This window comes from Mesorhizobium sp. BHscii, from assembly GCF_053848065.1.
Map to the genome: position 1 here is coordinate 1 of NZ_JBSPKW010000006.1, position 25,819 is coordinate 25,819.

General features: G+C 59.1%; 25 protein-coding genes and 7 pseudogenes. 12 read left to right on the forward strand and 20 right to left on the reverse strand.

Going from position 1 to position 25,819, the window contains the following annotated elements; translation table 11 throughout:
- Positions 1–223 (reverse strand): hypothetical protein (locus tag ACWTU7_RS10810; RefSeq protein WP_455846514.1); only part of this gene is annotated, 223 nt, incomplete at its 3' end.
- Positions 224–898: 675 nt separating this feature from the next.
- On the opposite strand from ACWTU7_RS10810, the pseudogene ACWTU7_RS10815 reads away from it, so the two are divergent.
- Positions 899–1,006 (forward strand): annotated as a pseudogene (locus ACWTU7_RS10815) (TniQ family protein); the annotation flags it as partial.
- 256 nt (positions 1,007–1,262) lie between these two features.
- On the opposite strand, the pseudogene scpB reads toward ACWTU7_RS10815, so the two are convergent.
- From scpB to ACWTU7_RS10830, 3 pseudogenes are all read right to left on the reverse strand, one after another.
- Positions 1,263–1,937: pseudogene (gene scpB, locus ACWTU7_RS10820) on the reverse strand (SMC-Scp complex subunit ScpB); the annotation flags it as partial.
- A 5-nt stretch (positions 1,938–1,942) separates the two neighbouring features.
- Positions 1,943–2,976 (reverse strand): annotated as a pseudogene (locus ACWTU7_RS10825) (DUF1403 family protein).
- A gap of 123 nt (positions 2,977–3,099) precedes the next feature.
- Positions 3,100–3,206, reverse strand: a pseudogene (locus ACWTU7_RS10830) (helix-turn-helix domain-containing protein); the annotation flags it as partial.
- Between the two features lie 771 nt (positions 3,207–3,977).
- Between ACWTU7_RS10830 and ACWTU7_RS10835 the strand changes: the two are divergent.
- Together ACWTU7_RS10835 and ACWTU7_RS10840 are read left to right on the forward strand one after the other, a co-directional pair.
- Positions 3,978–4,556 carry a hypothetical protein gene (locus ACWTU7_RS10835; protein WP_455838708.1) on the forward strand — a complete coding sequence of 193 codons (579 nt, stop codon included), beginning with the start codon at positions 3,978–3,980 and terminating at the stop codon, positions 4,554–4,556.
- Positions 4,557–4,621: 65 nt separating this feature from the next.
- A complete protein-coding gene (locus ACWTU7_RS10840) occupies positions 4,622–5,575 on the forward strand; it encodes a S8/S53 family peptidase (protein WP_455838707.1) in 954 nt (317 codons plus the stop codon).
- 70 nt (positions 5,576–5,645) lie between these two features.
- Here ACWTU7_RS10840 and ACWTU7_RS10845 read toward each other — a convergent pair.
- From ACWTU7_RS10845 to ACWTU7_RS10855, 3 genes and pseudogenes are all read right to left on the reverse strand, one after another.
- A pseudogene (locus ACWTU7_RS10845) lies at positions 5,646–5,869 on the reverse strand (Tn3 family transposase); the annotation flags it as partial.
- A pseudogene (locus tag ACWTU7_RS10850) lies at positions 5,863–6,074 on the reverse strand (leucine zipper domain-containing protein); the annotation flags it as partial. The pseudogenes ACWTU7_RS10845 and ACWTU7_RS10850, both read right to left, overlap by 7 nt.
- Positions 6,075–6,328: 254 nt before the next feature.
- The gene (locus ACWTU7_RS10855) at positions 6,329–6,988 is read right to left on the reverse strand and encodes a class I SAM-dependent methyltransferase (protein ID WP_455846515.1); all 660 of its coding nucleotides are present in this window, start codon (positions 6,986–6,988) and stop codon (positions 6,329–6,331) included.
- A gap of 195 nt (positions 6,989–7,183) precedes the next feature.
- On the opposite strand from ACWTU7_RS10855, the gene ACWTU7_RS10860 reads away from it, so the two are divergent.
- Positions 7,184–7,507: a hypothetical protein gene (locus tag ACWTU7_RS10860; protein WP_455838705.1), complete on the forward strand. Its 324-nt coding sequence runs from the start codon at positions 7,184–7,186 to the stop codon at positions 7,505–7,507.
- A gap of 287 nt (positions 7,508–7,794) precedes the next feature.
- On the opposite strand, the gene ACWTU7_RS10865 is transcribed toward ACWTU7_RS10860, so the two are convergent.
- Positions 7,795–8,685: a host specificity protein gene (locus tag ACWTU7_RS10865; RefSeq protein WP_455838704.1), complete on the reverse strand. Its 891-nt coding sequence runs from the start codon at positions 8,683–8,685 to the stop codon at positions 7,795–7,797.
- Positions 8,686–8,874: 189 nt separating this feature from the next.
- On the opposite strand from ACWTU7_RS10865, the gene ACWTU7_RS10870 reads away from it, so the two are divergent.
- Together ACWTU7_RS10870 and ACWTU7_RS10875 are read left to right on the forward strand one after the other, a co-directional pair.
- Entirely contained in the window at positions 8,875–9,150 is a 276-nt protein-coding gene (locus tag ACWTU7_RS10870; protein WP_455838703.1) for a hypothetical protein, read from the forward strand.
- A pseudogene (locus ACWTU7_RS10875) lies at positions 9,095–9,493 on the forward strand (Mu transposase C-terminal domain-containing protein); the annotation flags it as partial. The gene ACWTU7_RS10870 and the pseudogene ACWTU7_RS10875, both read left to right, overlap by 56 nt.
- A 606-nt stretch (positions 9,494–10,099) precedes the next feature.
- Here ACWTU7_RS10875 and ACWTU7_RS10880 read toward each other — a convergent pair.
- Both ACWTU7_RS10880 and ACWTU7_RS10885 read right to left on the reverse strand, forming a co-directional pair.
- Positions 10,100–10,651: an RES family NAD+ phosphorylase gene (locus ACWTU7_RS10880; RefSeq protein ID WP_455846519.1), complete on the reverse strand. Its 552-nt coding sequence runs from the start codon at positions 10,649–10,651 to the stop codon at positions 10,100–10,102.
- 57 nt (positions 10,652–10,708) lie between these two features.
- Positions 10,709–11,374: an XRE family transcriptional regulator gene (locus ACWTU7_RS10885; RefSeq protein ID WP_455846516.1), complete on the reverse strand. Its 666-nt coding sequence runs from the start codon at positions 11,372–11,374 to the stop codon at positions 10,709–10,711.
- 453 nt (positions 11,375–11,827) lie between these two features.
- Here ACWTU7_RS10885 and ACWTU7_RS10890 point away from each other — a divergent pair, with 453 nt between their 5' ends.
- The 3 genes from ACWTU7_RS10890 (at position 11,828) to ACWTU7_RS10900 (ending at position 14,357) form a co-directional block, all read left to right on the forward strand.
- Positions 11,828–12,043 (forward strand): hypothetical protein, encoded by a 216-nt coding sequence (locus tag ACWTU7_RS10890; RefSeq protein ID WP_455838701.1) that lies wholly within the window; start codon positions 11,828–11,830, stop codon positions 12,041–12,043.
- 60 nt (positions 12,044–12,103) lie between these two features.
- The gene (locus ACWTU7_RS10895) at positions 12,104–13,249 is read left to right on the forward strand and encodes an acyltransferase family protein (protein WP_455838700.1); all 1,146 of its coding nucleotides are present in this window, start codon (positions 12,104–12,106) and stop codon (positions 13,247–13,249) included.
- A 409-nt stretch (positions 13,250–13,658) separates the two neighbouring features.
- Complete coding sequence (locus tag ACWTU7_RS10900) at positions 13,659–14,357, forward strand: hypothetical protein (RefSeq protein ID WP_455838699.1); 699 nt, start codon at positions 13,659–13,661, stop codon at positions 14,355–14,357.
- Between the two features lie 117 nt (positions 14,358–14,474).
- Here ACWTU7_RS10900 and ACWTU7_RS10905 read toward each other — a convergent pair whose 3' ends face one another.
- The gene (locus ACWTU7_RS10905; RefSeq protein WP_455838698.1) at positions 14,475–14,750 is read right to left on the reverse strand and encodes a DUF5334 family protein; all 276 of its coding nucleotides are present in this window, start codon (positions 14,748–14,750) and stop codon (positions 14,475–14,477) included.
- 11 nt (positions 14,751–14,761) lie between these two features.
- The gene (locus ACWTU7_RS10910; protein ID WP_455838697.1) at positions 14,762–15,001 is read right to left on the reverse strand and encodes a YHYH domain-containing protein; all 240 of its coding nucleotides are present in this window, start codon (positions 14,999–15,001) and stop codon (positions 14,762–14,764) included.
- Between the two features lie 159 nt (positions 15,002–15,160).
- Here ACWTU7_RS10910 and ACWTU7_RS10915 point away from each other — a divergent pair, with 159 nt between their 5' ends.
- Positions 15,161–15,697 (forward strand): hypothetical protein, encoded by a 537-nt coding sequence (locus ACWTU7_RS10915; RefSeq protein WP_455838696.1) that lies wholly within the window; start codon positions 15,161–15,163, stop codon positions 15,695–15,697.
- 323 nt (positions 15,698–16,020) lie between these two features.
- On the opposite strand, the gene ACWTU7_RS10920 is transcribed toward ACWTU7_RS10915, so the two are convergent.
- The 8 genes from ACWTU7_RS10920 to ACWTU7_RS10955 form a co-directional block, all read right to left on the reverse strand.
- On the reverse strand, positions 16,021–17,337 hold the full coding sequence (locus ACWTU7_RS10920; RefSeq protein ID WP_455838695.1) for a tyrosine-type recombinase/integrase: 1,317 nt from the start codon (positions 17,335–17,337) through the stop codon (positions 16,021–16,023).
- Positions 17,338–18,675: 1,338 nt separating this feature from the next.
- Positions 18,676–19,092, reverse strand: coding sequence for a hypothetical protein (locus ACWTU7_RS10925; RefSeq protein WP_455838694.1), 417 nt, complete (start codon positions 19,090–19,092; stop codon positions 18,676–18,678).
- A gap of 149 nt (positions 19,093–19,241) precedes the next feature.
- Positions 19,242–19,379 (reverse strand): DUF6074 family protein, encoded by a 138-nt coding sequence (locus ACWTU7_RS10930; RefSeq protein ID WP_455838693.1) that lies wholly within the window; start codon positions 19,377–19,379, stop codon positions 19,242–19,244.
- 86 nt (positions 19,380–19,465) lie between these two features.
- Entirely contained in the window at positions 19,466–19,990 is a 525-nt protein-coding gene (locus tag ACWTU7_RS10935) for a prepilin peptidase (RefSeq protein WP_455838692.1), read from the reverse strand.
- Positions 19,991–19,999: 9 nt separating this feature from the next.
- Positions 20,000–20,545 (reverse strand): tetratricopeptide repeat protein, encoded by a 546-nt coding sequence (locus ACWTU7_RS10940; RefSeq protein WP_029348650.1) that lies wholly within the window; start codon positions 20,543–20,545, stop codon positions 20,000–20,002.
- A gap of 55 nt (positions 20,546–20,600) precedes the next feature.
- On the reverse strand, positions 20,601–21,524 hold the full coding sequence (locus ACWTU7_RS10945; RefSeq protein WP_245316122.1) for a type II secretion system F family protein: 924 nt from the start codon (positions 21,522–21,524) through the stop codon (positions 20,601–20,603).
- Between the two features lie 45 nt (positions 21,525–21,569).
- Positions 21,570–22,541 (reverse strand): type II secretion system F family protein, encoded by a 972-nt coding sequence (locus ACWTU7_RS10950; protein ID WP_455838691.1) that lies wholly within the window; start codon positions 22,539–22,541, stop codon positions 21,570–21,572.
- Entirely contained in the window at positions 22,541–23,926 is a 1,386-nt protein-coding gene (locus ACWTU7_RS10955) for a CpaF family protein (RefSeq protein ID WP_455838690.1), read from the reverse strand. Before ACWTU7_RS10955 ends, ACWTU7_RS10950 begins: the two co-directional genes overlap by 1 nt.
- Positions 23,927–24,453: 527 nt before the next feature.
- On the opposite strand from ACWTU7_RS10955, the gene ACWTU7_RS10960 reads away from it, so the two are divergent.
- Positions 24,454–24,672 (forward strand): Flp family type IVb pilin, encoded by a 219-nt coding sequence (locus tag ACWTU7_RS10960; RefSeq protein ID WP_029348654.1) that lies wholly within the window; start codon positions 24,454–24,456, stop codon positions 24,670–24,672.
- A gap of 103 nt (positions 24,673–24,775) precedes the next feature.
- Positions 24,776–25,816 (forward strand): Flp pilus assembly protein CpaB, encoded by a 1,041-nt coding sequence (gene cpaB, locus ACWTU7_RS10965; RefSeq protein WP_455838689.1) that lies wholly within the window; start codon positions 24,776–24,778, stop codon positions 25,814–25,816.
- Positions 25,817–25,819 lie beyond the last annotated feature (3 nt).

Consider the following 25,819-nt stretch of genomic DNA (forward strand, 5'->3'; position numbering starts at 1 on the left):
CATGCCCCTGCTGGCCCGCCTGCTCCGACAATTCGGCGGACGACAGATACTGTTGCAGTGGCATCCCGTCGGCCATGTCTTCATCCGTCGCCAGAACGTCGTCCGCAGGCAATCCGATCGTGCCAGCCATGTCCATCGGGTCGTTCGGCGACGGAGAGAGACCCGTCAGCTCCCGCACAAAAGCCCACATCTCCGGACTGATGTTAGTGTTTTCGGGGATCATGCGTCATTTCCTCTGTTTTCGATGTTCCGTGTCACGGCTTGATGTAACGCCACGGTGTAAGCGGGGTACGGTATCGCCAACCGGCGACGGATAGCGCGCAGCTCGTCGCCGGCGCCGGGCTCGACCGAGAGGCCGTTCCTCAATCAGGGATTCAGCTCAGCGCCTCTTTCAGGTCCGTGATCAGGAGTTAGTACGATTGCCACGGTGGCGCGCAGACCTTGACGAAACTCATGAGGACCAGCAGATGGTCGCATGCCGAGTTGCCGCCGCAGCTCCATGCGGGGCAGGTCCAGGCGCTGGCGTCGCCTCAACCGCCGGCGCCCGCTTGAAATGTGCAAGCGGCAGAAGGCCAAGGCACCTCGCCGTGGCTATCGCTGTCGATCTATTGGCGCAGGATCTTCATTGTCGGTGCAGTGCCGCAGCATGCTTTCGACCATAGCAGTGACCACGGAGGAGGTCCGGCACTCGTCCAGGAAATGGGTTGCATGGCTGTTTCCATCATTGCGTCGGGAAGGTGGTCATGGGTCAACCGTCGCTGAGATTGAGGGCGTGGCCCACAGGCAGGCCAGCTTGCTCCTGTCTAGCTGCGTGTTCGCGGGAGGCGGGCATGCAAAGGGGATATGCTACAATCCGCGTGCGAGTGCATCGGGCGATAAGCCCGGGACTCAGGCACGGGCGACCTGGATGCAGTTTTGTTCTCTGTGTCTCGCTGACGAGGCTCCGTATTTTCGTCGACAGTGGCGATTGGCGTCGCGTGTTTGCTGTTTCGTGCATGGCTGCAGGCGGCCATGATAGACTGATCGCTCGCCTCGCGAACTTCATGGACAAGCGCCAGGGATCGCCGAGGCCGGCGCTGTCACTCCCACCCGGCACCGACCTTGCGGCTTTGCTGGAAGCCTATTCCCGCGCCACCGGCGGGACCAGATCGAAGCGGCAGCGCGACCTCGCCGTCCTGCGTACATAGGATCGCTGGCCGCGAACCGCCGACTCCGGCGTGAGGGCGCGCGCTATTCATCACCGGCAATGCCAGCATCCACTTCTCGCCGTTGGAAAAGACCGGCATGATGTCACCCGCCAGCAGCTTCGCCTTCGACAGCAGGCCTGCATCCTCCAGCGCTTCGATGTCGGGCAGGTCGCGCAGTGTCTCGAAGCCGAACTGCAGCAGGAAAGCCTTGGTCGTGACGTAGGTGTAGGGCGCGCCGAGTTGCGGTGCGCGCGGGCCGGAGGCGATGAGGCCGAAGCCTCTGAGATTACCGATCAGGTCGCGGCTGATTTCCTTGCCGAAGAACGACGACAGTTCGGCGCGGGTGATCGGCTGAAAGTAGGCGATGCACATCAGCACTAGCACTTCCGCCTGCGCCAGGTCGCTCGCCCGGGGGCTTTCGCCGACGGCCGTGCCAAATGCACTGCGAATAGCGCCCGCATAGGCTGGGCGGGTGAGATGCTTCCAGCCGCCGGCGACCGCGACCAGGTCATAGGGGCGGCCGCGCAGTTCCTCGCGGATATCGTCGATCAAAAGATCGATGCTGCAGCTTTTTCCCAGGATGCGGGCGAGCGTTTCGCGGGAGACGGGCTCGCCGGCGGCAAAAATGGTCGCCTCGACGCGGTGCATCCATTCCCGCCAGCGCGCCGCCGGCGGCAGCTGATCCAGCTCCCGATCAAACAGATGGTCATCTGGCCGGCCCTTCCCTCGTCTGCGCGCCGCCTCAGCCATTGTCTTCACAGCCCGTAGATGCGAAAGGTCGGTCGACCGGACAGCTCGCGTACGGCGCCGAGCTCGACCAGCCGGTCGAACAGCCGGCGCAGGCCGCAGTCGCTCATGCCGGCGATTCTCTGCGAGGCCACGATCGCGTCTTCGGACATCAGCTTTTCGACAACGGCGGCCGCCGCCTTGGCCCTGAGTTTTGGCGCGACGACAAGCAGCCGATCGGCGCGGCGCTCGAGGTCGCTAAAGAGATCGATGGTGCGCAGCGCCGCACGCGCCTGAGCGGCAAGCAACAGTTTCGCCCGTTCCGAGGCGGCCGACACCGAGGCGGTAGCCGCCGGGAGACGGGTGCCGCCGGAATTTTTGCCCCCCGTTGTCTCGCTGCCCAGCAGCGGCACTGCATGGGTCCAGCCGAGCCGCTGCGCCAGCAACGCGTCGGCGAGCCACGCGCCGACGGCGCCTGGCAGGCGCAAGCGCTCCACCAGCGCATCGCTGCCGGTCAGCATCCCGAGCGCGCCTTCGGTGTTGGCCAGTTGTCGAAGCGCGTCGGCCAGATCGCTCGCCGTCTCGTCGACGCAGGCCAGGCCAAAATCGTCCAGCAATTCGGCCAGCGACGCTTTCGTCAGCAACCGCTCCACAGGCTCGACCTCCAGACGCCCGCCAGGCGAGGAGCAAAAGCCCGGCCGGACCGGGATTTGTCGATCTCGGGGGCAAAACATCGCCGGGGCGGGTCAGTAGCACGGCGTCGCGAAGGGGCTGCTTCATCCTCGACGCGCCCCGCCTGCCGCGCCGCTTGAGCGGCTGCGGCGAGCGCCAGCCGCTGCCGCCAGGCGCCGGCCCAGCGCTCTTGCCGGCGCACCAGCGCATCGGGCGCGCCCAGAGCGGCGCCGGCAGCGAGCGCGACCTCCTCAAGATCTTTTCCCGCAAGACTTTGCGCATCCGGAATGGCCCGGCGCAGCCATGCCGGCACCACGGCAACCGGCGCGGCCGAAAGGGCAGCAGCAAGCGTGCCATGGTGGCGCGGAGACGGTTTCGGTCTAAGAATCATCGCAAACAGGATGAATCATAGCGGCGCTTTTGGCAACGATAATAGGTAGAAAGCGCTGCGCCTGCCGTGGTCAAATAATGTCCGGTAAGCTTGCCTTATCGAACGTGCGAACTCGCCTAGAACGAGCGCCGCCAGCCCCTGCTTCTTGACCACAGACATGAGTTTCAGCGCCATCCCGCTCGGCCGCTTGGCGCCGGCTCCCACTTCTGCACGGTCATTCCGACAGTCGAACAGCGAGGTCTGCGCCAAAGCCGCCAGCTCCGAAAAACGCGCACGCCTACGCCAAGGACTGGCGGCACTTTACCTCCTGGTGCCGGACACCAGGGTCTCGAGCCTCTCCCCGGAGCCCAAGATCATCCGGCTCTACATCAGCGCCTTCGCCGGCGAGCCGAGGCAATAGCAGGGTCAAATCCTCACTTCGATTGACAGCCAAACGTTCCGTTCGAGCACGCCTATGAGATGGGCACTTCGGGTTGCCGCACTGGACCGGCATCACGTTGGCAGCCGCCGCGCTGACCACGGGCCGAAGCATGAACCCGGGGACGACCTTAATAGGAAGGCCGCGACACATCGGCCGCTCGATGACAGGTGCGAACGTACCCCAAAAACGAAAGAGACCCTATTCTAGAAGTGACGCCGGCCAATGTGGCCCAGCCGCGAGGCACCATATTTTCACGCACCAGACGCCTGACGTCAGGCTGTCGTCAAGAAGGTCTCCTAATCAGTTTCTGCCGCCGCTGTGCTGTTGCCCAACCCAACCGGCCTTTTGTGCGGCACGCCCTGCTCGCGTACTTCCTCCCCGCGGGCAGGGCGCCATTCAAGAGATCGCCGAAAAGGCAGCTCTGACAAATGAAGGACTGGAGATAAGTGGCTTTACCGAGAATGATCGCCTCGCCGCTTGGCGACCTGGCATTTGCAGCTGAGGCACTTGGAGAGTTTGAAGACTTTTCAAGCGACCACCGGGATCCTGCCGATCGACCGGAGTTTGGCTGCCGGCTGCAATGACGCGCGTAGCAGATGTGCATTCGGTTGGCGGCGGTTCCATCTTCTTCGTAATGGCAATGTTGGTCAGCGCGACGACTGCGAGCAGCCAGGAGACCAGCCTTGTCGACATCCATCAGGGTTCAGAACTCACCGAAGCCGCCCGCCGCCTGGGTCAGGGCGGTTACGAGTTGTCGGACGGCACCTGGGTGTCCTTCGATAAGTGGTTTCATAGCAGCTGGATCGACATGCGATTCGAAATGTTGACGCAGTTGTCGGACGATTTCGGTCTGCTGTGGGGCGCGAGCACGGGTCAACGTGCCGAAAAGGTCCGAATCGACCCGAGTGTGGAACTCGGCTTTGTCGTGCAAAAGCGACCGAGCCCGTCCACCACGCTTTCACTCACCGTCAGATCGATCTTGGGCGGGAACCTGACGGAACAACCTTGCACGGCTGACTACGGCGCGATCGGCGGCGTCCAAGCGGTAAATTGCCGCCTTGCGGCTTCACAACTCCAGCCTGCGCAAACGTTGAAACATCTAGCAAACCTCCACCCAAACCGACTGAAACTCGAACTTCGGTTCATGCATCAGTTCTAGTGATGATGAACGGCGTGGGCGGGACATTACGCCAATGAACAAAAATCCAGACAAGGAAGATGAATATGCGCAAGATCCAATCGTTGCCGGTAGCGCTCGTCGTCGGCCTCGGGCTCCTCCTCTGCCTGACGGCAAAAAATGGTTTCGCTGGTGATCTCAGCAATGGGGCCGCCGTCGCAGAGCCTCTAACCGCGGGGAGCAGTACCTCGGGCTGCCCACAAAATGCCGACGGCACCTTTTGTTGGATGAGCCCGGATATTGGCCAGGCGTGGGCATCAGGCTACACCGGTTCTGGTGTGTCGGTGACTATCGTAGATGACTTCACATTCGATGGCAGAATTGAAGCGGATCTCGGCCTGGGCCCAAAGAACCAGCCGCACGGGAAATGGAACGCCGAAATAGCTGGCATGGTGGCCCCCGGGGCAAACATGTTCGAGCATCACAATAACGACGAGACCCCGATCACCCTGCACGATGGCCTCAATGTCATCAATTTGAGCTACGGCGTTTTTCGTCCAGTAAGCTGGCATCCGCTTGAGCAGTCGATTGTCGACGTGGCCCGAGCGGGTACTGCCTTCATAGCGAAAGCTGCCGGCAACGACGGCTTGCAGATCGGTAGAAGCAAAAGGGATGTGGATTTCCTAGCTTCCGATCTGGTGGGAACGCCAACAACAGTCTTCGTCGGTGCGCTCGATCACAATGGTACTCCCGAGAACAAGGCTGAGCTGGCCATCTATTCGAATTACGCCGGCTCGAATCCGGATGTGCAGAACATGTTCCTGACTGTGGGCGTTGAAGGCGACAACACCGGCCTATACGGAACATCTTACGGGGCGCCTGTGGTTTCGGGCTATGCCGCCATCCTCGGCAGCAAATTCACATCAGCAACACCGATCCAGATCAGAAATCAGTTGCTGGATACGGCCAGGACCGACACGATCGTCAACTATGATCCGGAGACTTACGGCCGCGGCGAGGCCAGCCTCTCGAGGGCGCTGGCCCCCGTTTCGATCAGATAAAAGAGTGGGTCGATCACCGATCTGATATTGCTGCGACGCGTTGCGCGCCGCAAAAAATCGCCTCGTAGCAGAGTTCCGGTAGCGCCCTTGCGAGCCGGCTTTCCTTCGGAGCTGCGGAAAGCTTCTTTTCAGGATCGTAGACGGCGCGAGGGATCGCGTCGTGATCGACGCCGCCAGATGGAGCAGATCCTCCCAATGGTCGAGAATCAGAGTTGTGTTGATCAGCGCCCCGATGTGGTTCGACAGCGCCCGGTATGTATCGCCTTTCTCGAAGGTGTGGAATTTCCGGTGCCTTGAGGTTGCGCAGCTGGCCGCGAGGAGCGGCCGGCCATGCCTTGGCTGCCTTCGGTCTGGTAGCGCTCGACCCACCGCGCCACGATCTTAGGCGACACGCCATACGTCTCTGCCGCATGGGCTTTGGAAGGCTGCCTCCTATCACCGAAAGCGCCATCTCCTCTCGACGCAGAGGCGTGAGACGGGCATTCTTGTGGATGTTCATTCGGACCCTCCGGTGAGTGCTGAAGCGTGGTAACTCCAGTCTCCTCGGTTCGCTTCGAATGGGACAACCTCTCGAAAGCTCACATAGCGTACAGGGCTGAAGAAACTCCCACGGAGCCCCGAGCACGTCGGGCTCGGCGTCGTTCATGATGGCGGCGAGCTTCGGCACCTTGCGGCGGGTCTGACACACCAGTCCGCCTCAAGCTTCGGAGCATTGCAGGCGAAAGTCCGGGCCGGCGGCCGCAACCCCTTTACTCAAACGGCGGTAGCTTCGAAGAGGGCCACAACTCCCCTAATCTCGACTTTCACGTTGGAAAAGCGCTCGCCGAGTGCGGTTTCAAGGTCTTCAACTGTATCCGCGGCGTTCGAGAAAATGCCCTTCCTGTTGTAAAGGTTCATGAGCGCCCGGGCAGGCCGCGAACGCGGAACGCTGCCCTGCAGGATCGTCGCCCCGAACACACGAGCGCCTGGTGCCAACAGCGGGCGCAGATGGTCAAAGGCGACAGCCTTTTCCGGGATTGTCCCGGGGAGACAATGGAACAGATAGCAAAGCGCGGCCGACTTGAATGCCTCAATGGGCGGAAGCGGCGCAAGGATGTTGGCTTGAACCGTCTGCGGCGCGTACCTTCGGATGCGCTTGGCCGCAAGTCCAAGGCAGTCGGGATTGAGATCGAGAAGCGTGATGGCGGGATTGGAAACGGGCCATTTGGCTTTGTCGAGGAAGTAGCCGGTGCCAACCCCGACGTCGAGGTGGCGGGCAGTGACGTTGCGGTCGTAAAGCTTGCGCAACTCCCGCGTCGGGCAACGCCACAGAAGATGGTTTGAGAAACCCAACACAACCCAGTCGTATGTGCGCAGCACCATCGGCGAATAAATCGCGTGACCTGCATCGATCTCCACCCGTGTAGCCGTCATGCGCGCTCCAGTTCCTCAGAAAGCTTCAATCATGCGCTCCGTTGGCTTGGATGTCACACTGTAAGAGCAAGGGCCATGCCAGGGAACGCAGCAGTCGCTTCTTATTGAATTTGCTCAAGTCTCGCTGTGAGCGGTAGCGTTGCTTTTGTCCAGTTCCCCACAAATTTCACGGATCGAATACCTCCGGACAAATCGATGCGCTCGTCAATCAAGGGCATCAGGCACTTGCCGTCATCAGCCGCAACGAGGCAAGCCTCCCTTGAAACCGAACTGTGGCTCACCGCCGATTGGATGCAAACAACCGCGCCGGCGTATCCGAACAGCATGATGCTGCTGTGCATCGAAGAGGAGCGCGTCGTTGCCCGCGACAACACAGTCGCCTTCGCCCGGCTGCGATTGCAAGTCCCGCACAGCCGGATTCCACATCACTCCGTCAAAGCCGCGGTCAAGATCAGGCACTACCCCGATGGGACGCTCGCGGTCTTCTATGGCACGCCGCATTGCTCGATACATGCCTGACGCCTCCGCAACCTGGGACCGATATCAGGCTGGTCGAAACGGTCCGCCAACGCCACAGTGCCGACGACCACGATGCGACCAAAGAGACTGATATTCGACAGGGCCGCATCATGGATCGGCCCGGCCGTATTGTCCACGAACACGTCCACGCCATTCGGGCAGGCGGCGGGCGACTGCCTTGGCGCGTTCAGCCATCTCAAGCGTCGGATGAGATAGATGGAGCTTTGCTGAGAGCCGGAAACCGGTTCGGATCCACTTCCCTAGTCCTCAGCTCGGCTGTGTCGCGCTCACCTTGTATAATCATCTCGCGTCCGCAGCGCACGATCCCGCTCGATATTACGGTCCCGCTCGATATCAAGGCGTTCGAAATACCAGGACGCATCATCATCATCGGACGAGTCTGTCTCGACGCTTGCTTCCCTATGGTCGTCACCGCTCTTGGAAAGATATAGCGTAGGCTTGTCTGTCCGCCGCCATTCACCGTCCTCATTATTCCATTTTTCCGGATGCTGTGCAGGATCAAGGACCCAGTTATCTCCTCCCACATGAGCAAAACCCATCTGCATGAGACGGTCCTCTGCCCCACTAGCAGCAGGACGTGACAGGACCAATGGGCGTTCGCCGTCAAGCCGAAGTTGATGCTCAAGCAGGATATCACCGGCATTCTCGACAAGGGGGTGAGTAACCCGAAGAGCTACTTGGGAGGTGATATCACTTCGCCCGGGAAACTGGGCGTGAAACCGTCTACCCGCGACCCTCAAGCTGCCTTCTGTCTTCAGAAGGCCAACGCTTTTGTCGCCTAGCTTATAGCTGAAATATCGTGCCTCGGCCGCATCGTTGTTGGTGCTGGCGTAGCCTCTAGCAACGTTTGCCGCGCTCAAGGCCTTTAGCGACACGAAACCCGAGTACTCTTGCGGGTTATCGGCAATGTGCTTGATATCATCGCCATAGAAAGCCTTCACTTCTCTCCTGAAGGTGGACCTGTCGATCTCCTCGATCGGAGGTTGCGAAGTCAGGAAATATGACCGTGGCTCTCCCGAGGATGAACTTGGGCGAAGATCGGACGCCACGCCTGCAACATTCTCCGCAAAGCGGTCAATATCTGCTGCCCGATTTGATCCGTCGGCCTGGTTAGGACTTGGGGACCGGCTGGACGAGGCATTGATTCGGCCGTACATCAGATTCGCTCTCCTGTCGGTAGGTTTGAATGGCACCCGGGCTGATTACTCCCAAGCACTGAAGAGCACGCTAGACCGGGTAGCTGACCATAAGCTTACGCGTGGATTTGAATTCGTTGTGTTTTAAGCTAGGAGCCTGTCCGAGTAGTCACTGGTCAAGTTGGGACGAGTCTGATTCCTTGCGGACTTATGAGCAAGGAATTTCGCCGCTGGAAGATCGATGAGGCACAGCTTCTGCGGCCGAGCTTGCAGGATTACGTGCCCAAGAACCACCTCTCTCGGCTGATCGTGGCGCTGGTGAGTGTCGCTTTCACTTCCCGATTTCAATCGCGGAATAGTCATGCGCTGTTTAGGTTTGGGCGCTACGAAGGCCATGATTTTTCGCTAACGATTTCACTGACTGCTCATTTTGCCGAACCGATTGCACACCCCAAAACCGGCGTCCGCCGCGTCACACTCCGATGAAACATGGTTGGCGACACGTCGCGTTGCCCGCGAGCTGGACAGGATTCTCGACGGTTCGGGTCCGCGTCGGTCCGCAATCGCGCGCGCGGCAGCCGAACTGCGCCTTTCGACGCGGCAGGTCTACAATCTGCTCACACGCTACCGTGTCGACCGGACCGTGACCTCGCTCTTGCGCGGCGGGGATGGCACCCGGAAGAAGCGACTTCAGCAGGACATCGAGGATGTGATCGCGGCAACGCTGCGAGAGCAATGGCTGGTGCTCGAGGCTCCGCCGCTGGCTCCGGTCGTGGCGGAGATCCGTGCCCGCTGCGAGGAGACCGGACTGGCCGCTCCGTCCTATCTCATGCCGCGCCTGAGAGCAGTTATCAGCGCGCCCACGCTGCGCCATGCGGTACTGTCATCAGCGATCCGGGGTATGATGCCGACACTGGACTGCTCCTCGTAGGGGAACGGCTCTGGCGGCACGTCTACCCGTCTAAACGCGAAGGACGCCCTGGCGGTGCTGTCGGAACCGATCGCCGCGGTTCCGTTCGTGGGCGATAGTGACCGCGCCGCTGCCCTCGCGCTGCTGATCACCAGCGTTCTTCGCCCCAGCCTGAAAACCGCGCCCATGTTCGCGGGTCCGCACCATCTGCCGGCACCGGCAAGAGCCTAGTCTAGGCGCAATCTTGCGCATGCCGCGAGGCCCGGTATTGGCCGGTGCGACGCTACTCCGATGCGGTTCGGCGTCAGGTCGTATCCGTCGTGCGTCGCCACCAGTGCAAGGGTTCCTCCGGAACTACGCAGGCCCTCTGCTCATGTCGTATTCTGTCGCAATGCTGAACAACTGCGGGATGTCCGGGTCATTGACAGCAACGTCACCCGAAACCGAAGGTGGTGGCATCAAAAGCTCAGCGCGAGAGAATCGGCCTCCACCTCCATTCTCAAGCGCCTGTTCCGGCACCTAGTATTATTGCAGCCCGACCTTCAAGTCGCGCAGCACCGCCGCAAGCCCGGGTTCCTTGAGAAGGGGTCCGTGCCTGACCGTGCGCAGCTTCGGTACTGCCCGATCGTAGATCGCCAGATTTGTTTCACCGTTCAGCCGCGACGGGTAAATGATCCCATCTAGCTGCGCCGGGTGATGGTGAATCGCTATTGACCATCGACGCGACAGGCTCTGCTTCGAACCGCGTGCAACATCGCTGGGAATGCCCATTCGCAAGGGACCGTCGCCCCGCAAGTCGACGAGCGACAACGCCGCGGTAACCTCGACCAAAGCATAGCTGCGCTCCGTGAGGTCCCGTTCGTCGAGGAGCAGATTGCCTACCCGGCCATCGCCCTGATCACGCAGTACCGCCTCGACAAAACAGACCTTCGAGCTGCTGCCAAGATAGAGAACGCCGAAGCGATTAGCACTCATACGGCGACGAGGATCACTGAACCGGCTAGGACCCTTGCCGAATCTCAGCGGATTCTTGAAACGCGTAAGAAAGATGCGCCCGAACCGCGCACCAGCGTCGATCGTCGCGCTATCCAGCGCGACAGTCGTGAATTCCGATGGAGGATCTCGCCCAGGCACTCAGGCAAAGGTGCCGTCAGCAATGCTGTCGGCAACTGCGAGCGCCTCATCGGCTTTGCCGCGCCGCAACGCCTCGCGACCCGTCATGCCGTCGAGCTCTGGGTGGGCCTGGACGAGAAATCGATATACCGACCATGGGCCACCGCCGAGACGCTCGAAGAGACGCGGAAGGGCTGCAAACGGCTTTCCATCTCCGCCGACTTGCCAAGCTGGAAAGCGAAACCCGCGTTTGGCACCATCGAGACCCAACACCTGGTGGTTTTGGCGTTTGGTGTTGACGGTCATGCGACTGGTGCCTAGCAGCATGGCGAATTTATCCGCACTCAGCATGTCCTCTCGCGCGAGGATCATTGCGGCGTGCACCTTGCCGCGCGCACGTGCCTCATCGAGCGCGTCCGCCAAATCGTCAGCGGTATCAGTTCCCGGCTCGTCCATTGGAATGACGGTAGTGTCACCCGTTGGATCCACCTTGACGCAGAAACTTACCGCTCGACCCGCCGCTTGGCTTTCGGCCATCGCCTTGCCATAGCCAGCCAGTAGTGCCTTCACCTTGGCCGGCTTTGCCGAAATCACCTCGACAATGTTGCGCGGTGCGCGGAAAGTGACCCCCGCCACACCCTTAGGCAACGCGGCGCCTCCATTGGTTATGAATGCGGTCGTGAGCATTGCCTGCGAGGAATGCCTCGGCGACCGCTTGGGGCCGTGCCCGCTCGACTTGGTTTTGACGTTAGCCATATCGCACCTCTTGGGCTCCAATATGGTCTCGTTCGTCAATCTCGTCAAGTTCGTAAATCTCGTCACCTCCAGCTCCGTCAACTCTCAGCGGTTTTGGCGCCTTCCGGGCAGTGATCGACTAAAAGTCAGGCTTGTACCTCAGACGCGATCTATCAGCGGCGCCGAATATGTGCTCATTCCGCCCTATACGGACGATGCGGCGTCTATAGACTCTGCATATGGAAGCTCTCGCCGGGTGGCAGCCCCGGGGGGCATGCGCTGCTCGCCTCGAGGTGGAGAACCGGTGCGGCGAAGAACGGACGTTGGCAAAATTGCAGACATTTATCGCCTGCTCTCCTGTGCGCTTTCGGCCGCGAACAAAACGTTCTTGCGGCAAAGGCTGCGTTGGACTCAAATTCTTTTTATCGTCTTGCCGGCTTTGGCAATCCCATTCCAGGACCGCTGCTTTGTCCGGTTTCTGACAGCGGTGCAACGCCTATCGGCTTCAAAACACCAGCCGTGTCCGCGACCTTCGAATTGATCCAGCGTAATCAGAAGTTTAGTGGGCTTGAGCGGGGGTTGGCATGGCCGTTGCTGTTGAAGGGCAGCAACATTGACTGAATAGACAAACAGACAACTACCCCAGGCTGCGCACACGACGCGCATTAGCGATATGATCGGATGAATGCTTTGTCGTTGGGCAATAAGACGATCTCGGATCAATTGATCCGAGCGGAGAATCGGCCATGCGGCTTTGATTATCTTCGCTTATTTCTGTCAATTGCCGTCTTGTTGAGCCATAGCATAGGCATATGCTACGGATGGCATGCACCTTTGGTCATATGGCTGTGGCATGGTCCGCTGCATCCCATATTGTATTTTATCGTTCCAAGCTTTTTTGCCCTGAGTGGATTCCTAGTCGCCGGAAGCCTGGAACGTAACACCGTCCCGGCGTTTCTGACCCTCAGGTTTATCCGAATTTTCCCTGCCCTTTCCGTTGAAGTGCTGATTTCCGCCCTGTTCTTGGGCACGCTCTTAACCTCGCTCTCTCTGAGGGATTATTTTTCCCATCCAGAATTCTGGCGCTACCTCGGCAATATAGTAGGCTGGGTGCACTTTGACCTTCCCGGCGTCTTCGAGAACCGACCTCCCCCGAACCGTGTGAACGGATCACTTTGGACTGTTCCCTTTGAACTGAATTGCTATATTGCAATTGCAGCTTTGGGAATGGCTGGTCTCGCTAAGAGACCAATCCTTTTCACAAGCGCAGCCGTCTTTGGCATGCTCGCGCTTTCCGCAGAGGCAGCCTTCACTGGCTTCTTTATCGTTGGAGCCAACGCTCCTGGCGGGGTGCTAATCCTATCGTTTCTATTCGGAGCTGCAATCTATCTCGTCCGGAACGCATTGCCGTTCTCGCTTCCGCTGTTCGTTCTGAGCTTCGCGCTGTCCTTAGTGTGCTTCTACTTCGGGGCGATGTTCTACCTCGCTACACCATTCGTCGCCTACTCAACGGCATACATCGGGCTACTCAATCCAAGGCGAACGCTCCTGGTACGCGGCGCCGACTATTCATATGGCATCTACCTCTACGGCTACCCTTTCCAACAGGCAGCCTTTCAACTGCTTCCTGGCGGCACATTCTGGCTTTTGAACATCGTCTATGCCGTCCTCTCTTCAGGCGCAGCTGCGTATCTCTCCTGGACTTTTGTCGAGAAAAGGGTTTTGGATCGGCGCGCGGCCGCGCTGCTGCGCGTCGCAAAAGCCTTGGAGTGGCTTCAGTTGTTTTTCACGGCCTGTGCCAACGCCCTTGGCAGGTGCATCCGGTAGGGCGAGACGTCGGCGAGCCAAGCCTTCGCGGATCTATGTCGTTGAGCTTACCATTTTTATGTCGCCGGACTGTCCGTCCGTACAGGCTCGTTTTCCCAGGATGCGTCATGACCGGCATGTAATCGGCTCGACATAGTTTGTCCTGCCTTCTCTCTCAACAGCGGACGACAGGATGATTGGCGCAGAAGAGCACTTGGGCAGGTGCCGACTGCTTCGTACGCATACCAAGGCCGACTCGACTGGTTTGATTGGCGTTGCGTGTTGACACGAAGGAAGTGTCCACGAAGGCGCTAGTAGTGGTGGACGTCGCGACGGTCATGGCGACCGGTCGACGGGTCACTCCCACACCATATGAGGGCAGAACTTGAAAAAACGGATCGGCGCATGCGCTCTCGCTGGAGACCCGATCTTGAGCATCGACAACGTGACGCATATTCTGAAAAGTGACCAGCTTTGCCAAATGCTCACGCAAGACGAGATTCAGGTTCGCGTCCTAGGCTCGTCAAAGAACGTCCGCATTCCTGCGACCAGCCTCATATGCGCTACGGGCAACAACCTGACGGTCTACGGCGATCTAAACCGGCGCACGATCCAAATCCGGCTTGATGCTCGATGCGAAAGACCTGAGGAAAGGCATTTCGAGTTCGACGCAATCGACCTTGCTATGCGCAAGCATCCCGAGCTTGTTGCGGCGGCGCTGACGGTCGAGCGAGCCTATCTATCAGCCGGAACACCTAACAAGGCCTCACCAATGGGTGGTTTTGAGGATTGGAGCGACCTGGTGCGGTCTTCCCTGATCTGGCTCGGGTTGGCTGATTGTCGGGGCGACATCGCCGCTCAGCGGGCTGTGGACCCAGAGAAGGACGAACTTGCCGAAATCATCGAAGCACTGCCGAGTCGGCCATTCACGACGCGGGAAATAGCTTTCCGGGTTACCGACAGTCCGGCCCTGAAGGAAGCGCTTGGCAGCTTCATCGAGCGGAGTGGCGCGTTTTCATCAAAGAGGTTCGGGCGGTATCTAGCGCGATATGCCGGTACACGGATCGCGGTCATTGGATCGAGCAATTGCCTCGTGACAGCAACAGCAACAGCACTGTCTGGCGCGTAGCTGGCGAGGGTCATGATCATTTGTCATTAACGCCGGGCCATCCAGAAGCGGAGCCCCCAGGATGGTAAAGCGGCGTCTGCCGCATTGAACCGGCGACAGACATTTGGGGAGCGAGGATCAATCGTCTTCCATTTCAAAAGTGCGGTATTCGCCGCTTTCGTTGTCGTAGACCTCGACTTCCACTGTTGACCCGTACCGCCGAATGCTTTCGACGGTCACGTCTCGATATTCGCCAGCACCGCCGTCGAATACTTCGATGTCCCTGCCCGTTCTAACAAGATTACCCTTGCCAATCTCAACCGTCTCGCCGGTCGTCGTGTCCGTCCCGTCCCAAGCATATGTATCGGACGTGCCCAAAATAAATCCGATTGCGAGCACAGCACATTTGATCATAACAGCCTCGCCTAATGGCAGTGATAGTCGCCAGTTTTGTGGTTCATGTGGCACCCATTTGAGTCTGTACCGCCACCATGGCTCAACGCTGGGACAGCGCCATACGCACCAAAAAGAACACTAAGAACCAAAATCAAATATTTCATTTTTGCCTCCCTCAAAAACATGGTTATTCCGCGCATCGCGCGACGAAAGATAATCCCCCAAACAGGCGGCGGCAAATCAAAGACCTCTTCGACTTGCCGCGTCATTGTCATTTCTTGCTCGGAGGTGCCGGCTTAGGAGGCTGAGGCGGGGGCCGATTGACAGGAGGCGCGGGTGGTGGTGTTGGGTGTCTAACTTGACCGCCGTCGCCGCCGCCTTTTCTTCCGCTGCCTGGTTTGTCTGGATGAGCCGAAAGGTCACCTTGCATGAATAGTCCCCCCTTGTTCGAATGCATTAAGAGCGCAAATATCGAAATGCTGCAAGAGGTGCTTAGGGAGGCTGAAAGCTATCTTGACGCCCAACTCACCTCAGCTATCGCGGCAGACCAGCGGGCGTATACTTTTGCTGGTGCCGTCTCAGCGGCTTCGGTCATTCTTGTCGGGGCCGCCTATAGCCTGGTGACAAGTCACCCACCCGACACTCTTTTGGCGTTCACGGCTTGGGCCGTTGCCGTTTCACTATTTGTTGCGGCATGGATGGCGGTGATATCCGCGCGATCTGTCAGTTTCGAATTCGTAGGGAACCAGCCCAGCAAGTGGGCGGCAGACGTTGAAAACGGAAAGTCATTTGCTCACGCTATAGCGGAACAGTGCGCTCACTATGATGGAATGATCGCACAGAATAATTTTGTAATGGATAGAAATAGCAAGATATTCAATGGTGCCGTAAATTTGGCCCTCGTAGGGATTGGGGCAGGTGGCATCGCGTTCTTATTGTGGCTTGGTTCGTTCATCAGAACTTGAAATCTCTGCCGGATTTCCCGGATCGATTTCAGCCATATCCATGAATTTCGCAGTATGGCGGCTTGTATATGTCACTCTACTGCTAAATCTCCGCGTTGGGATAAAACTGATCCGGAAATCCGGAAATCCGGGGCTGCATGTTTTATTCGAAGCTCACTAATAAGTTATGTTCGGTGATCGTCATTGATGCTTGGGAAACCGACGTGCATACCTCACGTGCGGTATGCAGTCGTTTGAATTTAAATATCTTTTTGGCGCACCCGACGGATTCGAACCTGTGACCTCTGCCTTCGGAGGGCGAGTGGTCCATTTCGTTCAATCCGCTAGTCCTTCCCGCTCATCAAGTCAGAAAGCAGGCGCCTTCCTGGAAGTGCGGGCCAACAGCAACCGACGGTTTTCGTCTCGTTCCCTCGCGACCGACCCGCTTCGAGCATCCGACGTGAGATCGCCTCTTGCTGCTGGCGCAGGTGATCGCTCAATAGCTTGTTGCGTGTGATGTAGCCTGCATTCACGCCCGGGATCGAGTGGTTCATCAAAAGGTGAACGTCCAGCTCCGCAATGCCCGCAGCCTGGGCGATCGTGCGAAAAGTCTGCCGCAGGTCATTCCCCCATTTCGACAGATCGCTGCGCTTCTCTTTGTGTTCGATGATGTGACCGCTTTCGCTGTCGGCCGGGAACAGCCATTCGCGAGATTGCTCGCCATAGAGAGCCCTACCAATACGCATCACTCGAACCAGGCAGCGGATCATGGCGTTCGAAAGCGGTATGTCGAATGCCTTGACCTCACCACCCTTCGGCCTGGGTATGTGCAGGACCCGCGCGCGAAAGTCGACATGTTCGACCCGCGCCTTCCTGATCGCCTCAGGGCGGTGGCCTGAGAGCAACATGAACAGATGCAACTCCCGCCGAACAGGGTTCTTCAATGCCGCGAGTTGAGTGAACCAATCTTCGAGATCCGAAAGCCCCAGCGCGGAGTTGCGCCGATGTTCGGCATTCCAGTCTATGGCTGAGACCGGGTTGTCCGCCGGCAGCGTGCGGGCGACCTTGCGAGCATGATTGTAGACGGCGCGCAGCGTTCGCATACACCCATTAGCGATATAGGCGCCGTTCTCCTTGGTCAGTTTTTCGTGCCGAACAGTCACGAGGGAAGGATCATTGCCCAACTTGGAAAGCGGCTCGTCAAGCCAATCGGCCAGCAGCCGCTCGACGTGATCCCGATAGTTGTTGATCGTTCCATCGCTTCGGCCTTTGTTCTTCATATGCCCGTCACGGTATCGCTCCCAGGCAATGCGCAGCGTGGGATTCGCAATCGATGGCAAATCGACCGCCGCAGTGTCGTTGTCCTGCTTGCGCGTCCCCGCGCGAGGGTCAACGCCGTTGGCGATCTTCCCGAGAATGTCCTTGGCCTTCGCCCGCGCCGCGCGCGTTGTAAGTTCTCCAACTTCGGCAACTTTCATTCGGACCGAAAGACGCTGCCCTGCCTTCCTTCGCTCACCCTGGACAACGAATGTTTTCTGCCGTTTGCCGACAAGCACCATGAAGCCCGGGAGGTCGGTGTCTCGAGCAAAATATTGCCCCGAGGATGCCGGCTGGAGGCTGGCAATAGCGCGGTCGGTGAGGGTTAGTCGAAGGTCTGTCATGAAATTAGTACGGCATTAGTACGGCAATTGTGCGATGTTCGATCTGGCTCGATCTATTGGTTTGCCTACGCTGACATAGCCCCGCAGTACGAAACAACAACAACTTTAATAGGTTAGACGCATCGCAATCATACAACAGCGGGCATTGGGAAACAACAGGAAAGGCTGTATGACAAATTCCTAATCTGTAGGTCACAGGTTCGATTCCTGTCGGGATCACCAACAAAATCAAAAAATTGGTGATCATTTGGGCGGCCGCCATGTCGCGCCATGTTGCAATTGGCTACCGTTGATTTCCAAAGGTTTCCTGCGACTATCGGCGGATCCACGCGACATGGACGCGACATGGGGGAGGCTATGGGACTGGTTTGAGGCAGCGGGACGTTACAGCTGACGCCGGCGAGGCATCAGCGGGCCGGTTGACCTCCGCCTATCGCGCCTTGCCCGAATGACGTCGAGCAAGGGCTGGCGCGGAGGCCGGCGATAAGCCTCATGACGCTGCGCCCTCGATTTGCTACAGTGGCCAGCGCACTTGCCGCATCCCGTTCCAGTCCAGAATTTCTAGATTGGGTGAAGGGGATCGTCGCAGCTTTGCGTCACCAACTTAGAGGTATATCCAACCTTCGGAAATACCGTTGCACGTCCGGGTGTTCGCGGTCGTCCTGCCTGGGGCAGTTCAGCGCACAATGATCACCCTCAAGCGCCATGGCTAGTCCTGGAGCGCTGATGCGAAGCGGTGCGCCGTCTGATTGGCGAGGTGGAATTGAATTGCTTCACCAAGCGTCGCAACGTGTCCTCCGACAATCGATAGTCTTTGAACACCTCCAGCGCCTGCTTGACCGTAAGGGCCTCGGTGCCGGATATATGAAGCGGTCGAAGACGCTCGCCTGTTTTTGGCGCTGTTTTGGCAGGAAGACGAACGACGCTCGCTCTCATTCCTCGCGACCTTCTGACCAGCAACGAAACGCGCTGTTAACGCCGTTCGCGGGTGACAGGATGTAGGCCGCAGTTCGAAAGTGTAGTCTGCATTTAGCTGTCAGCCGCGGAGGCGGAAATGAAGTTGCTTGGGATTGCGCTCCTGTGCACGGCCATGATCGGCCTTGGAATGCCGCCCGTTCGAGCTGAGGATCAGCCGGCTCTGCCGAACAGCGAAGCAGCAACAGAGCAGCCGCCAGTTCATTGCGAGGGGCAAAACTGTCTCCCGCCGGCGGATAACCCTGTGCAGGAATGCACCGGACAAGATTGCATGCCAGCTCCGCCGACTGAACCGGGTCCGGAGATTGAGCAGGTCGAGTGAGCAGCAGCAGCGGACGATCTCTCTGTTGGCAGGGATACGGCTCATTGGTTCCCGCTCTTCCGGCCAGCAGCGCCACCACTGGCGTTCCAGACTGCGCCAACCAAATCGACGCCTAGGCTGCACGTTCGCGAACAGCCGGAACCAACGGCGACGACAAGCGGTTTACCGATCGAAGGGACTGCAATGGATGCAGGATAATGGAATTTCTGGATTTGGAATTGGCGAGAGCCCGACAACGGCTCAGCCGAGCGGAGCTCTCCCTTAGGCGTGCGAATGAAATGCTGGATGAAGACTGCGGTGTCGGCATCAATATCGCGTTGTGCAGCAGGATACGGGCTGCGCAACGTCGCGTGGCCGAGGCCAGATCGCGGTTGATGAAGATCGATCCAACCAGCGCTGACGGTCTTCGCACGGGTTGAACCGTCCCGCCCGTCGACGCCGCGATAGATCGGGGTCATGCGGCATTACCTCTTGGCCGCTGCCCGTGCCCACTTCGCAAGCAAAGTTCGCGCTGAACAGCGTCATGAAGCGCTCGCGGTTCGCGGTTGGTGGTATCCCGATTGAACCCGGCACGTTGCGTCTGTCCGCCCAAGGTCGCAACCTTGCTTCAGTAGTTCGTCGCAACGGCGCCGCGCTTGACCGAAAGCACCTCGGCAACACGTCGGACTTTGCCGACACGCTTCGCCATCGGGAAGGCGATCACCAGACAGGGCGGGTTCCAATCCAGAAGTTCGAGCTGCTTCATGCAACCCTCCTCTTGGCTCGCGCGTAAGCGCCTAGTTCTTCACCTTCATCGCCTGCCCCCGCAAGGGGGTCCAAAGCCGCCCTCCGTCAAACCGATAGCCCGGCTAGAACCATCATGTTGGTATAAAACTGAAACACTATCGTGCAGATCGCTGCGAGCGAGATCGGCACGCCAAACGGCACGACGCCTTTGCGGTCCAGGTGCTGAACGTAGAGTCGGAAAGCGCCTTGTGGCAGTATGAACGGATTTTTGACGACCATCGCCGTGGCGAGAGCGAAAACCAGCAGCAGCACTGAAAATACGACGAGGCCGCTGCCGCCTATCAGCAACGGCACCACCGTCATCAGCTTGACATCGCCGGCCCCGATCTTGCGCATGGCCCAGAACGGAAAGAGCGCAACAAACAGCAAAAGACCGGCAAGCGCGCTCAGGCCCATGTCCCACCACGACCCGGATTGCACCGATAGGAGCTGCAGCGAGCCCAAACCGAGGCAAAGCAGCAGCAGCACGTTCTGGTTGGATATCTTCTGGGTGGTGAAGTCGAGCCAGGCGATCCTTGCCAGCAAAGGAATGGCTAGTCCCTTCAGCAGCAGCGATGCGGCGAGCAACATGCTGTCGCCTTACCGCTCGAGATTCTTCACGCTCGACGACAGCAGCTGCAGATTGTTGGCCACGGTCGGATCGTTGGGCGCCAGCTCATAAGCCTTGAGGAAATTGCTGCGGGCGTCCTGCAGCTTGCCGCGCAGCAGATAGGAATAGCCGACATTGTTGTAATATTCGGGCGTCCCGCCGACCAGCCGGAAGGCTTGGCGATAGGCGTGGTCGGAGAGGTCGAAGCGGCGGATGCGATCGCTGCAGGCGGCCAGGCCCATCCAGGCACCACCATCATTGGGCGCCAGTTGTGTCGCCTTGTAGAACAAGGCGCCGGCATTGCCGTAATTTTCCGCGCGGAACTGGTTCTTGGCTTCGGCAACGGCCTGGTCCGAGGCATAGTACTCGACGTCGCTGACCGTCTTCAGCCCGTCGAAGGCATCGCCAAATGCCGTTACGTCACCTTTTGAGGGCTCGTTGGTGCGGACGACGCCGCTGGTATCAGCCGTCTGACAGCCGGAAAGCACGATAAGCAGCAAACCGGCTAGGGCTGCGAGGCGCATTGGCCCTATCATTTCGTCCCCCAAAAGAGTTCTCCGACTCTGTATTTCGACCAAAGCACATGATCGTCTAGAAGAAAATGCCCCTCATTCGGATGATCACCGGTAACATGATGACCATCAAGACGACCGGAAAGATGCAGAGCCCCAATGGGATCATCATCTTGACCGGCAAAGCATTGGCGCGCTCTTCGGCACTCAGGATTCTCTGGCTGCGCATTTCGTCGCTGTAGACGCGCAAGGCTTCCGTGAGACTAGTGCCAAGTTCTTCCGACTGCCTGAAAAGCACAGCGAGCGCCCGCGCCTCGTCAAGACCAATGCGATCGGCGAGTTCGCGCAAGGCCTCGCGCAATGGCTTGCCGGCGCGCAACTGCAAAGTCATGATCGAAAGCTGGATGCCGAGCCACCTGTGGGTGCCGGCTAGTTCACCGCTGACACGCTCGACGGCCGCCTCGAGGCTCATTCCTGCGTCGGCGCAGGTTATCATCATGTCCATGAAATCCGGAAAGCCACGACGATAGATCCGCTTTTGTGCCTTCTCGAAGCGATCGAGCAGGACGCTTGGAACCACGATGCAGGCGAGCCCAAACAAAGCAGAGCCGGCAAAAGCTACGAAAGCGGGCAATTCAGGCGGCAGGACGCGTGACAGCAGCGCATAGGCAGCCAGAAAGCCGACACAGACCGCGCCAAGCCGCGACAAGGTGTAAATGAGTGGAGCGCTCGACTGGTAAAAGCCGGCGCGAAAGAGCTTCGCGTCCAAGGCGCTGGGCTCGTCCCGCTCCTTTTCGATCGATCGAAAATATGCATCCACTGGCCGCTGCGCTGCGATCTTGGCCAGCTGCTCCTGTCCAACGAGCGAACGGCGATCGGCAATACCTTCGGCCATCAGGCTTTTTGCGACCAGCTTCCGCGTCTGCAGCGCCGGCAAGAAGACGAGCGCGCCGAACAGAAAAAGTGCCACCGCCGCCACGAAGACGGCGATGGAAACCAACATACTCAGGTTCTGGACGTTCGAAAACAAGTTACGCTTCGCCCCTGTTCAGAAATCGAAATTGACCATTCGATACATAATGAAATCGCCCAACAGCGCCCACGACCCGAAAATCAGGAACACCGGCAGGATGACCGGGTTGTTCCAGACCGTTCCGTAGTAGGCTGGGGCAAGTATCTGAAGGATCAGGAACATCGCGACCGGGAACAGTGAGATGATCCATGCCGACACTCGGCCCTCGGACGAAAGCGCCCTGATTTTCATTCGCAATTTCTGCCTCTCGCGCAAAACTGACGCCAAATTGTGTAGAATCTCAGTGAGGTTGCCGCCGGTCTTGGCTTGAATTGACAGCGACACCGAAAGCAGATGAAGACCTTCGAAGCCTACGCGTTGTGAAAGCTTGCGCACGGCTTGTTCAATACTGAGTCCAAAGGTGATTTCGTCGGAAACGATGCCGAATTCCGTGCCGAGCGGATCAGGCATTTCGCGGGCGACGAGACCAATCGCCACCGAGGCCGGATGTCCGGCGCGCAGTGAACGAACGATCATGTCCAGCGCATCCGGGAGCTGTTTCGCGAATTTCTGGATTCGCTTGTTGCGGGCGCGCCGCAGAACAAGAAGCGGCAGCACAAATCCGACCACCAGAAAAACGATGAGGGATGCGAAGGTCGAAAAACCCAAAAAGATCGACAACAGCGACGCCAATGCCAGGCCAGCGAGCAGGAAGGTCGCGGCGAAAGACAGCGGGTTTCCGGTGATACCGGACTGGGTATAGAGCCTGTTCAGCCCGATCAGGCCAAAGAGAAAGTCGCCCGAATCCGTCAGCCCGCGTTCGCGCAGCAATCCTTGCAAGGTCAGTTCGGCCGGAACGTCATCAACCAGACGCTTCATCCGGCGGTTAATCGTCCTGACTCGCGAGCGGCGCTTGGCAAAGGAAAAATACAGGGCCTCGCCAGCAAGAATCGTCGAGGCGGCCGCGAGCACATAAATGAAGTAGAGCAAAGTCTGGCCGGTGGGCATCAGAGCGCAACCTGCGGATTGAAGGCGTCCTTGGCAAAATGATGGCCCAGGGTCGCCGCCTCCGGGGCAAAGCGTGGACGGACGCCGGTAGCGCGGAAATCGCCAATGATTTTGCCCTCCGGCGTCACCTCCCGGCGGACAAAATGGTAAATCTCCTGAAGCTGGACGACATTGCCCTCCATGCCGGTCAGTTCGGAGATTGAAACAACGCGCCTTCCACCGTCCGAAAGACGCTGCGTCTGCACGATGATGTCGATGGCCGACGCAATCTGCGCTCGGATGGACTCGTGGGTCATCGGCATGCCGGCCATGCCGACCATCTGCTCGAGGCGGGAAATCGCGTCGCGTGGCGTGTTGGCATGGATGGTGGTCATCGAGCCTTCGTGGCCGGTGTTCATCGCCTGCAGCATGTCGAAGGCTTCCTCGCCGCGAACCTCGCCGACGATGATGCGGTCGGGCCGCATGCGCAGCGCGTTCTTCAGCAGTTCGCGCTGACGAACCTCGCCTTTGCCCTCGACATTCGGGGGGCGCGTTTCCAGGCGGCCGACATGCGGTTGCTGCAATTGCAGTTCCGCGGCATCCTCGATGGTGATCAGGCGCTCCTTGGCCGGGATGTAGCTAGACAGCGCATTGAGCAATGTCGTCTTGCCGCTGCCGGTGCCGCCCGAAACCAGGATCGACTTACGCGACTGCACCGCGATCCGCAGGAGGTCGATCATCGGCTGGCGAATGGAGTTGAGCGCCATCAGGCGCTCGAGCGAATAGGGATTCTTGGAGAATTTGCGGATCGACACCAGTGGGCCATCCACCGAGACCGGCCGCACCGCTATGTTGACGCGCGAGCCGTCTTCCAGGCGCGCATCCGCCATCGGCGCCGATTCATCGACGCGCCTGCCGATGGCCGAGACGATCTTGTTGATGACGCGCAGAAGGTGCGCCTCGTCGCGGAAGCGGATCGCCGTCTCCTCGATCACGCCGCGCCGCTCGATGAAGACGCGCTTGTGGGTATTGATCAATATGTCGGTGATCGACTCGTCCTTGAGCAGCGGCTCGATCGGCCCAAGGCCGAGCATCTCGTCGGCTGTCTCACTGGTCAGCCTGTCGAGCTCACGCGCGTTCAGCGGTACAGCGCGAGCACGAACGAACTCGCGAACGATTGGCCGGATTTCGTTCAGGATCTCATCCTTCGATGCCGTTTCAAGCGCGGCAAGATTGAACCGGTCGATCAGATGGCGGTGGAGCTCGACCTTGAGCGTCAGGAAATCGTCACCTGCCGCTTCGACGTCGGCTGCCGGGGGAAGCGCCGCGATCGGCAACGTCACGATCGGCTCAACCCTTGGCTCGACCCGCGGTTCGCCTGGCCCCTTGGTGAATCGGCCCAACATGACGCTTCTTCCCCGTTTAATCCCCACGCTGAAACTAAGCGTTAACCACGGATGGCACAAGCGCCAGCCGCATACCATGCATTTAATACTTCACACATAGTTAAGATCAAGCATCAGAAAACGCGAAGTTTATTTGGTCAGCGACGCTGTCCTAATGCAACACGATGGCTCGCCTTTCAATGCAAAGTGCCTTTTTTTGCCACAAAGGCGTCATGGAACTCACCTAAGGCCTTAGATATAAAGGAATATGCACCACCACTAATGCTGCCCCGCTTCCGCCATATCCACGGCCAAATTGTGAACGAATGGTTAAGGCGGATGAAAAATTCAGCCGAATCAATGTTTTGATCAGTGTTAGAGTGGCAATATTATTGCGCGTCCATGTACATGATAGTTAAGGATCCGTTAATCCCGTTTGACTCTGGTTTTCGCCGGGACTTAGATTCGAGATGACGGGGGATGCTCAGGTATGGATTTCATCCTTGGCTCGTCTCGTCGGGTTCAAACTCCAAAGGGGAGAGATTGGCATGAAGAAGCTCATGACGATGACCCGGCAGTTCCGCGACGACGAAAACGGCGCTGCCATGGTCGAATATTCCATTCTTGTCGGCATCATCGCCGCAGCAGCGATACTTGCTATCCTGGCGATCGGCGGTTGGGTGACCGGTCGCTTTACCGGCCTATGCGCCGCGCTGGAAGCATCGCCACTCGGCACCTGCAACGTGGGAACGGGCGTCGGAACCTGATCGCCAGATCACGCTCAGGCCCGGGTCCCATCCGATCCGGGCCTGAATCCAATCGCGACGGGCGAATTCCCGCACTTTAGGCTTGGGGCGTGGGGCTTGGGCTATGCGTGCTAACACACTTATCATGATCGTTCTTGCGGGCGTGTTCGGCGTCCTGGCGGTGGTGCTCGCCAATGTCTGGCTCGCCAGCCAGCGTAGTGCCATGGCGGAAGCAAACGGAATCCAGCGCGATACGGTTGTGGTGGCAGCGGTGGCGCTGAAATTCGGCGACACACTGTCGGCCGACAAGCTGCGTGAAATCGCCTGGCCTGCAGGTGCCATTCCGGCCGGAGCTTTCAAGACGACGAAAGAGGCGCTGGCTGGCGAAGGCACCAAGCAGGCGCTGCAGGCGATCAGCGCCAACGAGCCTGTTCTCGCCACCAAGATCACCGGTCCCGGCCAGCGTGCCACGCTCTCCGCGGTGCTCGGCGAAGGCATGAAAGCCGTCTCTATCAGGGTCAACGACGTGCTCGGCGTCGCCGGATTTGTCTTTCCCGGCGATCGTGTCGACGTACTTTTAACGCGCACGGCGCGTGGCGAAGGCGGCGCGGATAAGAGCTTTGTCGACGTGCTGCTGCAGAGCATGAAGGTGCTCGCCGTCGACCAGGTTGCCGACGAAAGCACCGACAGCCCGACGGTGGTGAAATCGGTCACGCTCGAGGCCAGCACCAGGGATGCACAGAAGCTTACCTTGGCCGCCGGTGCCGGCCAGCTGTCGCTGGCGCTTCGCCAGGCAGCCGCCAGCGAAGGCGAGACGACCGAACGCATCACGCTTTCCGACCTGACCGGCGACACGCCGGCCGACGTCGCCGCCAGGGAGGCCGAGCTCGCCAAGCAGGCAATAGCCGAAGCTGAGGCCGCGGCCGAGCGCAAGCGCGCGGACGACAAGATCAATGGGCTGACCCAGGCCGTGGAACGTGTGGGAAGCAGGCTCGACCTGTTGAGCAGCGCAAAACCTGCTCCGGCAGTGGCCTCAGCACCCCAGGTGCAAGAAGTAGTTAAGGAAGTGATCAAATATGTGCAGCCGGAGCCGCCGGCGCGTGCGACGATAGGCGTTTTCAGGGGTGTGAAGCTCGAATCCTACGACGTGCCGCGACAAAAATAACGC

Coding starts and splice junctions, on each gene's coding strand:
- ACWTU7_RS10860 (WP_455838705.1), top strand. CDS start 7,184: ATGCGCTCGTCAATCAAGGGCATCAGGCACTTGCCGTCATCAGCCGCA.
- ACWTU7_RS10960 (WP_029348654.1), top strand. CDS start 24,454: ATGAAGAAGCTCATGACGATGACCCGGCAGTTCCGCGACGACGAAAAC.
- ACWTU7_RS10955 (WP_455838690.1), bottom strand. CDS start 23,926: ATGTTGGGCCGATTCACCAAGGGGCCAGGCGAACCGCGGGTCGAGCCA.
- ACWTU7_RS10885 (WP_455846516.1), bottom strand. CDS start 11,374: ATGCTCACGACCGCATTCATAACCAATGGAGGCGCCGCGTTGCCTAAG.
- ACWTU7_RS10835 (WP_455838708.1), top strand. CDS start 3,978: ATGACGCGCGTAGCAGATGTGCATTCGGTTGGCGGCGGTTCCATCTTC.
- ACWTU7_RS10855 (WP_455846515.1), bottom strand. CDS start 6,988: ATGACGGCTACACGGGTGGAGATCGATGCAGGTCACGCGATTTATTCG.
- cpaB (WP_455838689.1), top strand. CDS start 24,776: ATGCGTGCTAACACACTTATCATGATCGTTCTTGCGGGCGTGTTCGGC.
- ACWTU7_RS10910 (WP_455838697.1), bottom strand. CDS start 15,001: ATGACGCGGCAAGTCGAAGAGGTCTTTGATTTGCCGCCGCCTGTTTGG.
- ACWTU7_RS10870 (WP_455838703.1), top strand. CDS start 8,875: ATGAGCAAGGAATTTCGCCGCTGGAAGATCGATGAGGCACAGCTTCTG.
- ACWTU7_RS10865 (WP_455838704.1), bottom strand. CDS start 8,685: ATGTACGGCCGAATCAATGCCTCGTCCAGCCGGTCCCCAAGTCCTAAC.
- ACWTU7_RS10915 (WP_455838696.1), top strand. CDS start 15,161: ATGAATAGTCCCCCCTTGTTCGAATGCATTAAGAGCGCAAATATCGAA.
- ACWTU7_RS10920 (WP_455838695.1), bottom strand. CDS start 17,337: ATGACAGACCTTCGACTAACCCTCACCGACCGCGCTATTGCCAGCCTC.
- ACWTU7_RS10925 (WP_455838694.1), bottom strand. CDS start 19,092: ATGACCCCGATCTATCGCGGCGTCGACGGGCGGGACGGTTCAACCCGT.
- ACWTU7_RS10940 (WP_029348650.1), bottom strand. CDS start 20,545: ATGATAGGGCCAATGCGCCTCGCAGCCCTAGCCGGTTTGCTGCTTATC.
- ACWTU7_RS10930 (WP_455838693.1), bottom strand. CDS start 19,379: ATGAAGCAGCTCGAACTTCTGGATTGGAACCCGCCCTGTCTGGTGATC.
- ACWTU7_RS10895 (WP_455838700.1), top strand. CDS start 12,104: ATGAATGCTTTGTCGTTGGGCAATAAGACGATCTCGGATCAATTGATC.
- ACWTU7_RS10935 (WP_455838692.1), bottom strand. CDS start 19,990: ATGTTGCTCGCCGCATCGCTGCTGCTGAAGGGACTAGCCATTCCTTTG.
- ACWTU7_RS10945 (WP_245316122.1), bottom strand. CDS start 21,524: ATGTTGGTTTCCATCGCCGTCTTCGTGGCGGCGGTGGCACTTTTTCTG.
- ACWTU7_RS10950 (WP_455838691.1), bottom strand. CDS start 22,541: ATGCCCACCGGCCAGACTTTGCTCTACTTCATTTATGTGCTCGCGGCC.
- ACWTU7_RS10840 (WP_455838707.1), top strand. CDS start 4,622: ATGCGCAAGATCCAATCGTTGCCGGTAGCGCTCGTCGTCGGCCTCGGG.
- ACWTU7_RS10905 (WP_455838698.1), bottom strand. CDS start 14,750: ATGATCAAATGTGCTGTGCTCGCAATCGGATTTATTTTGGGCACGTCC.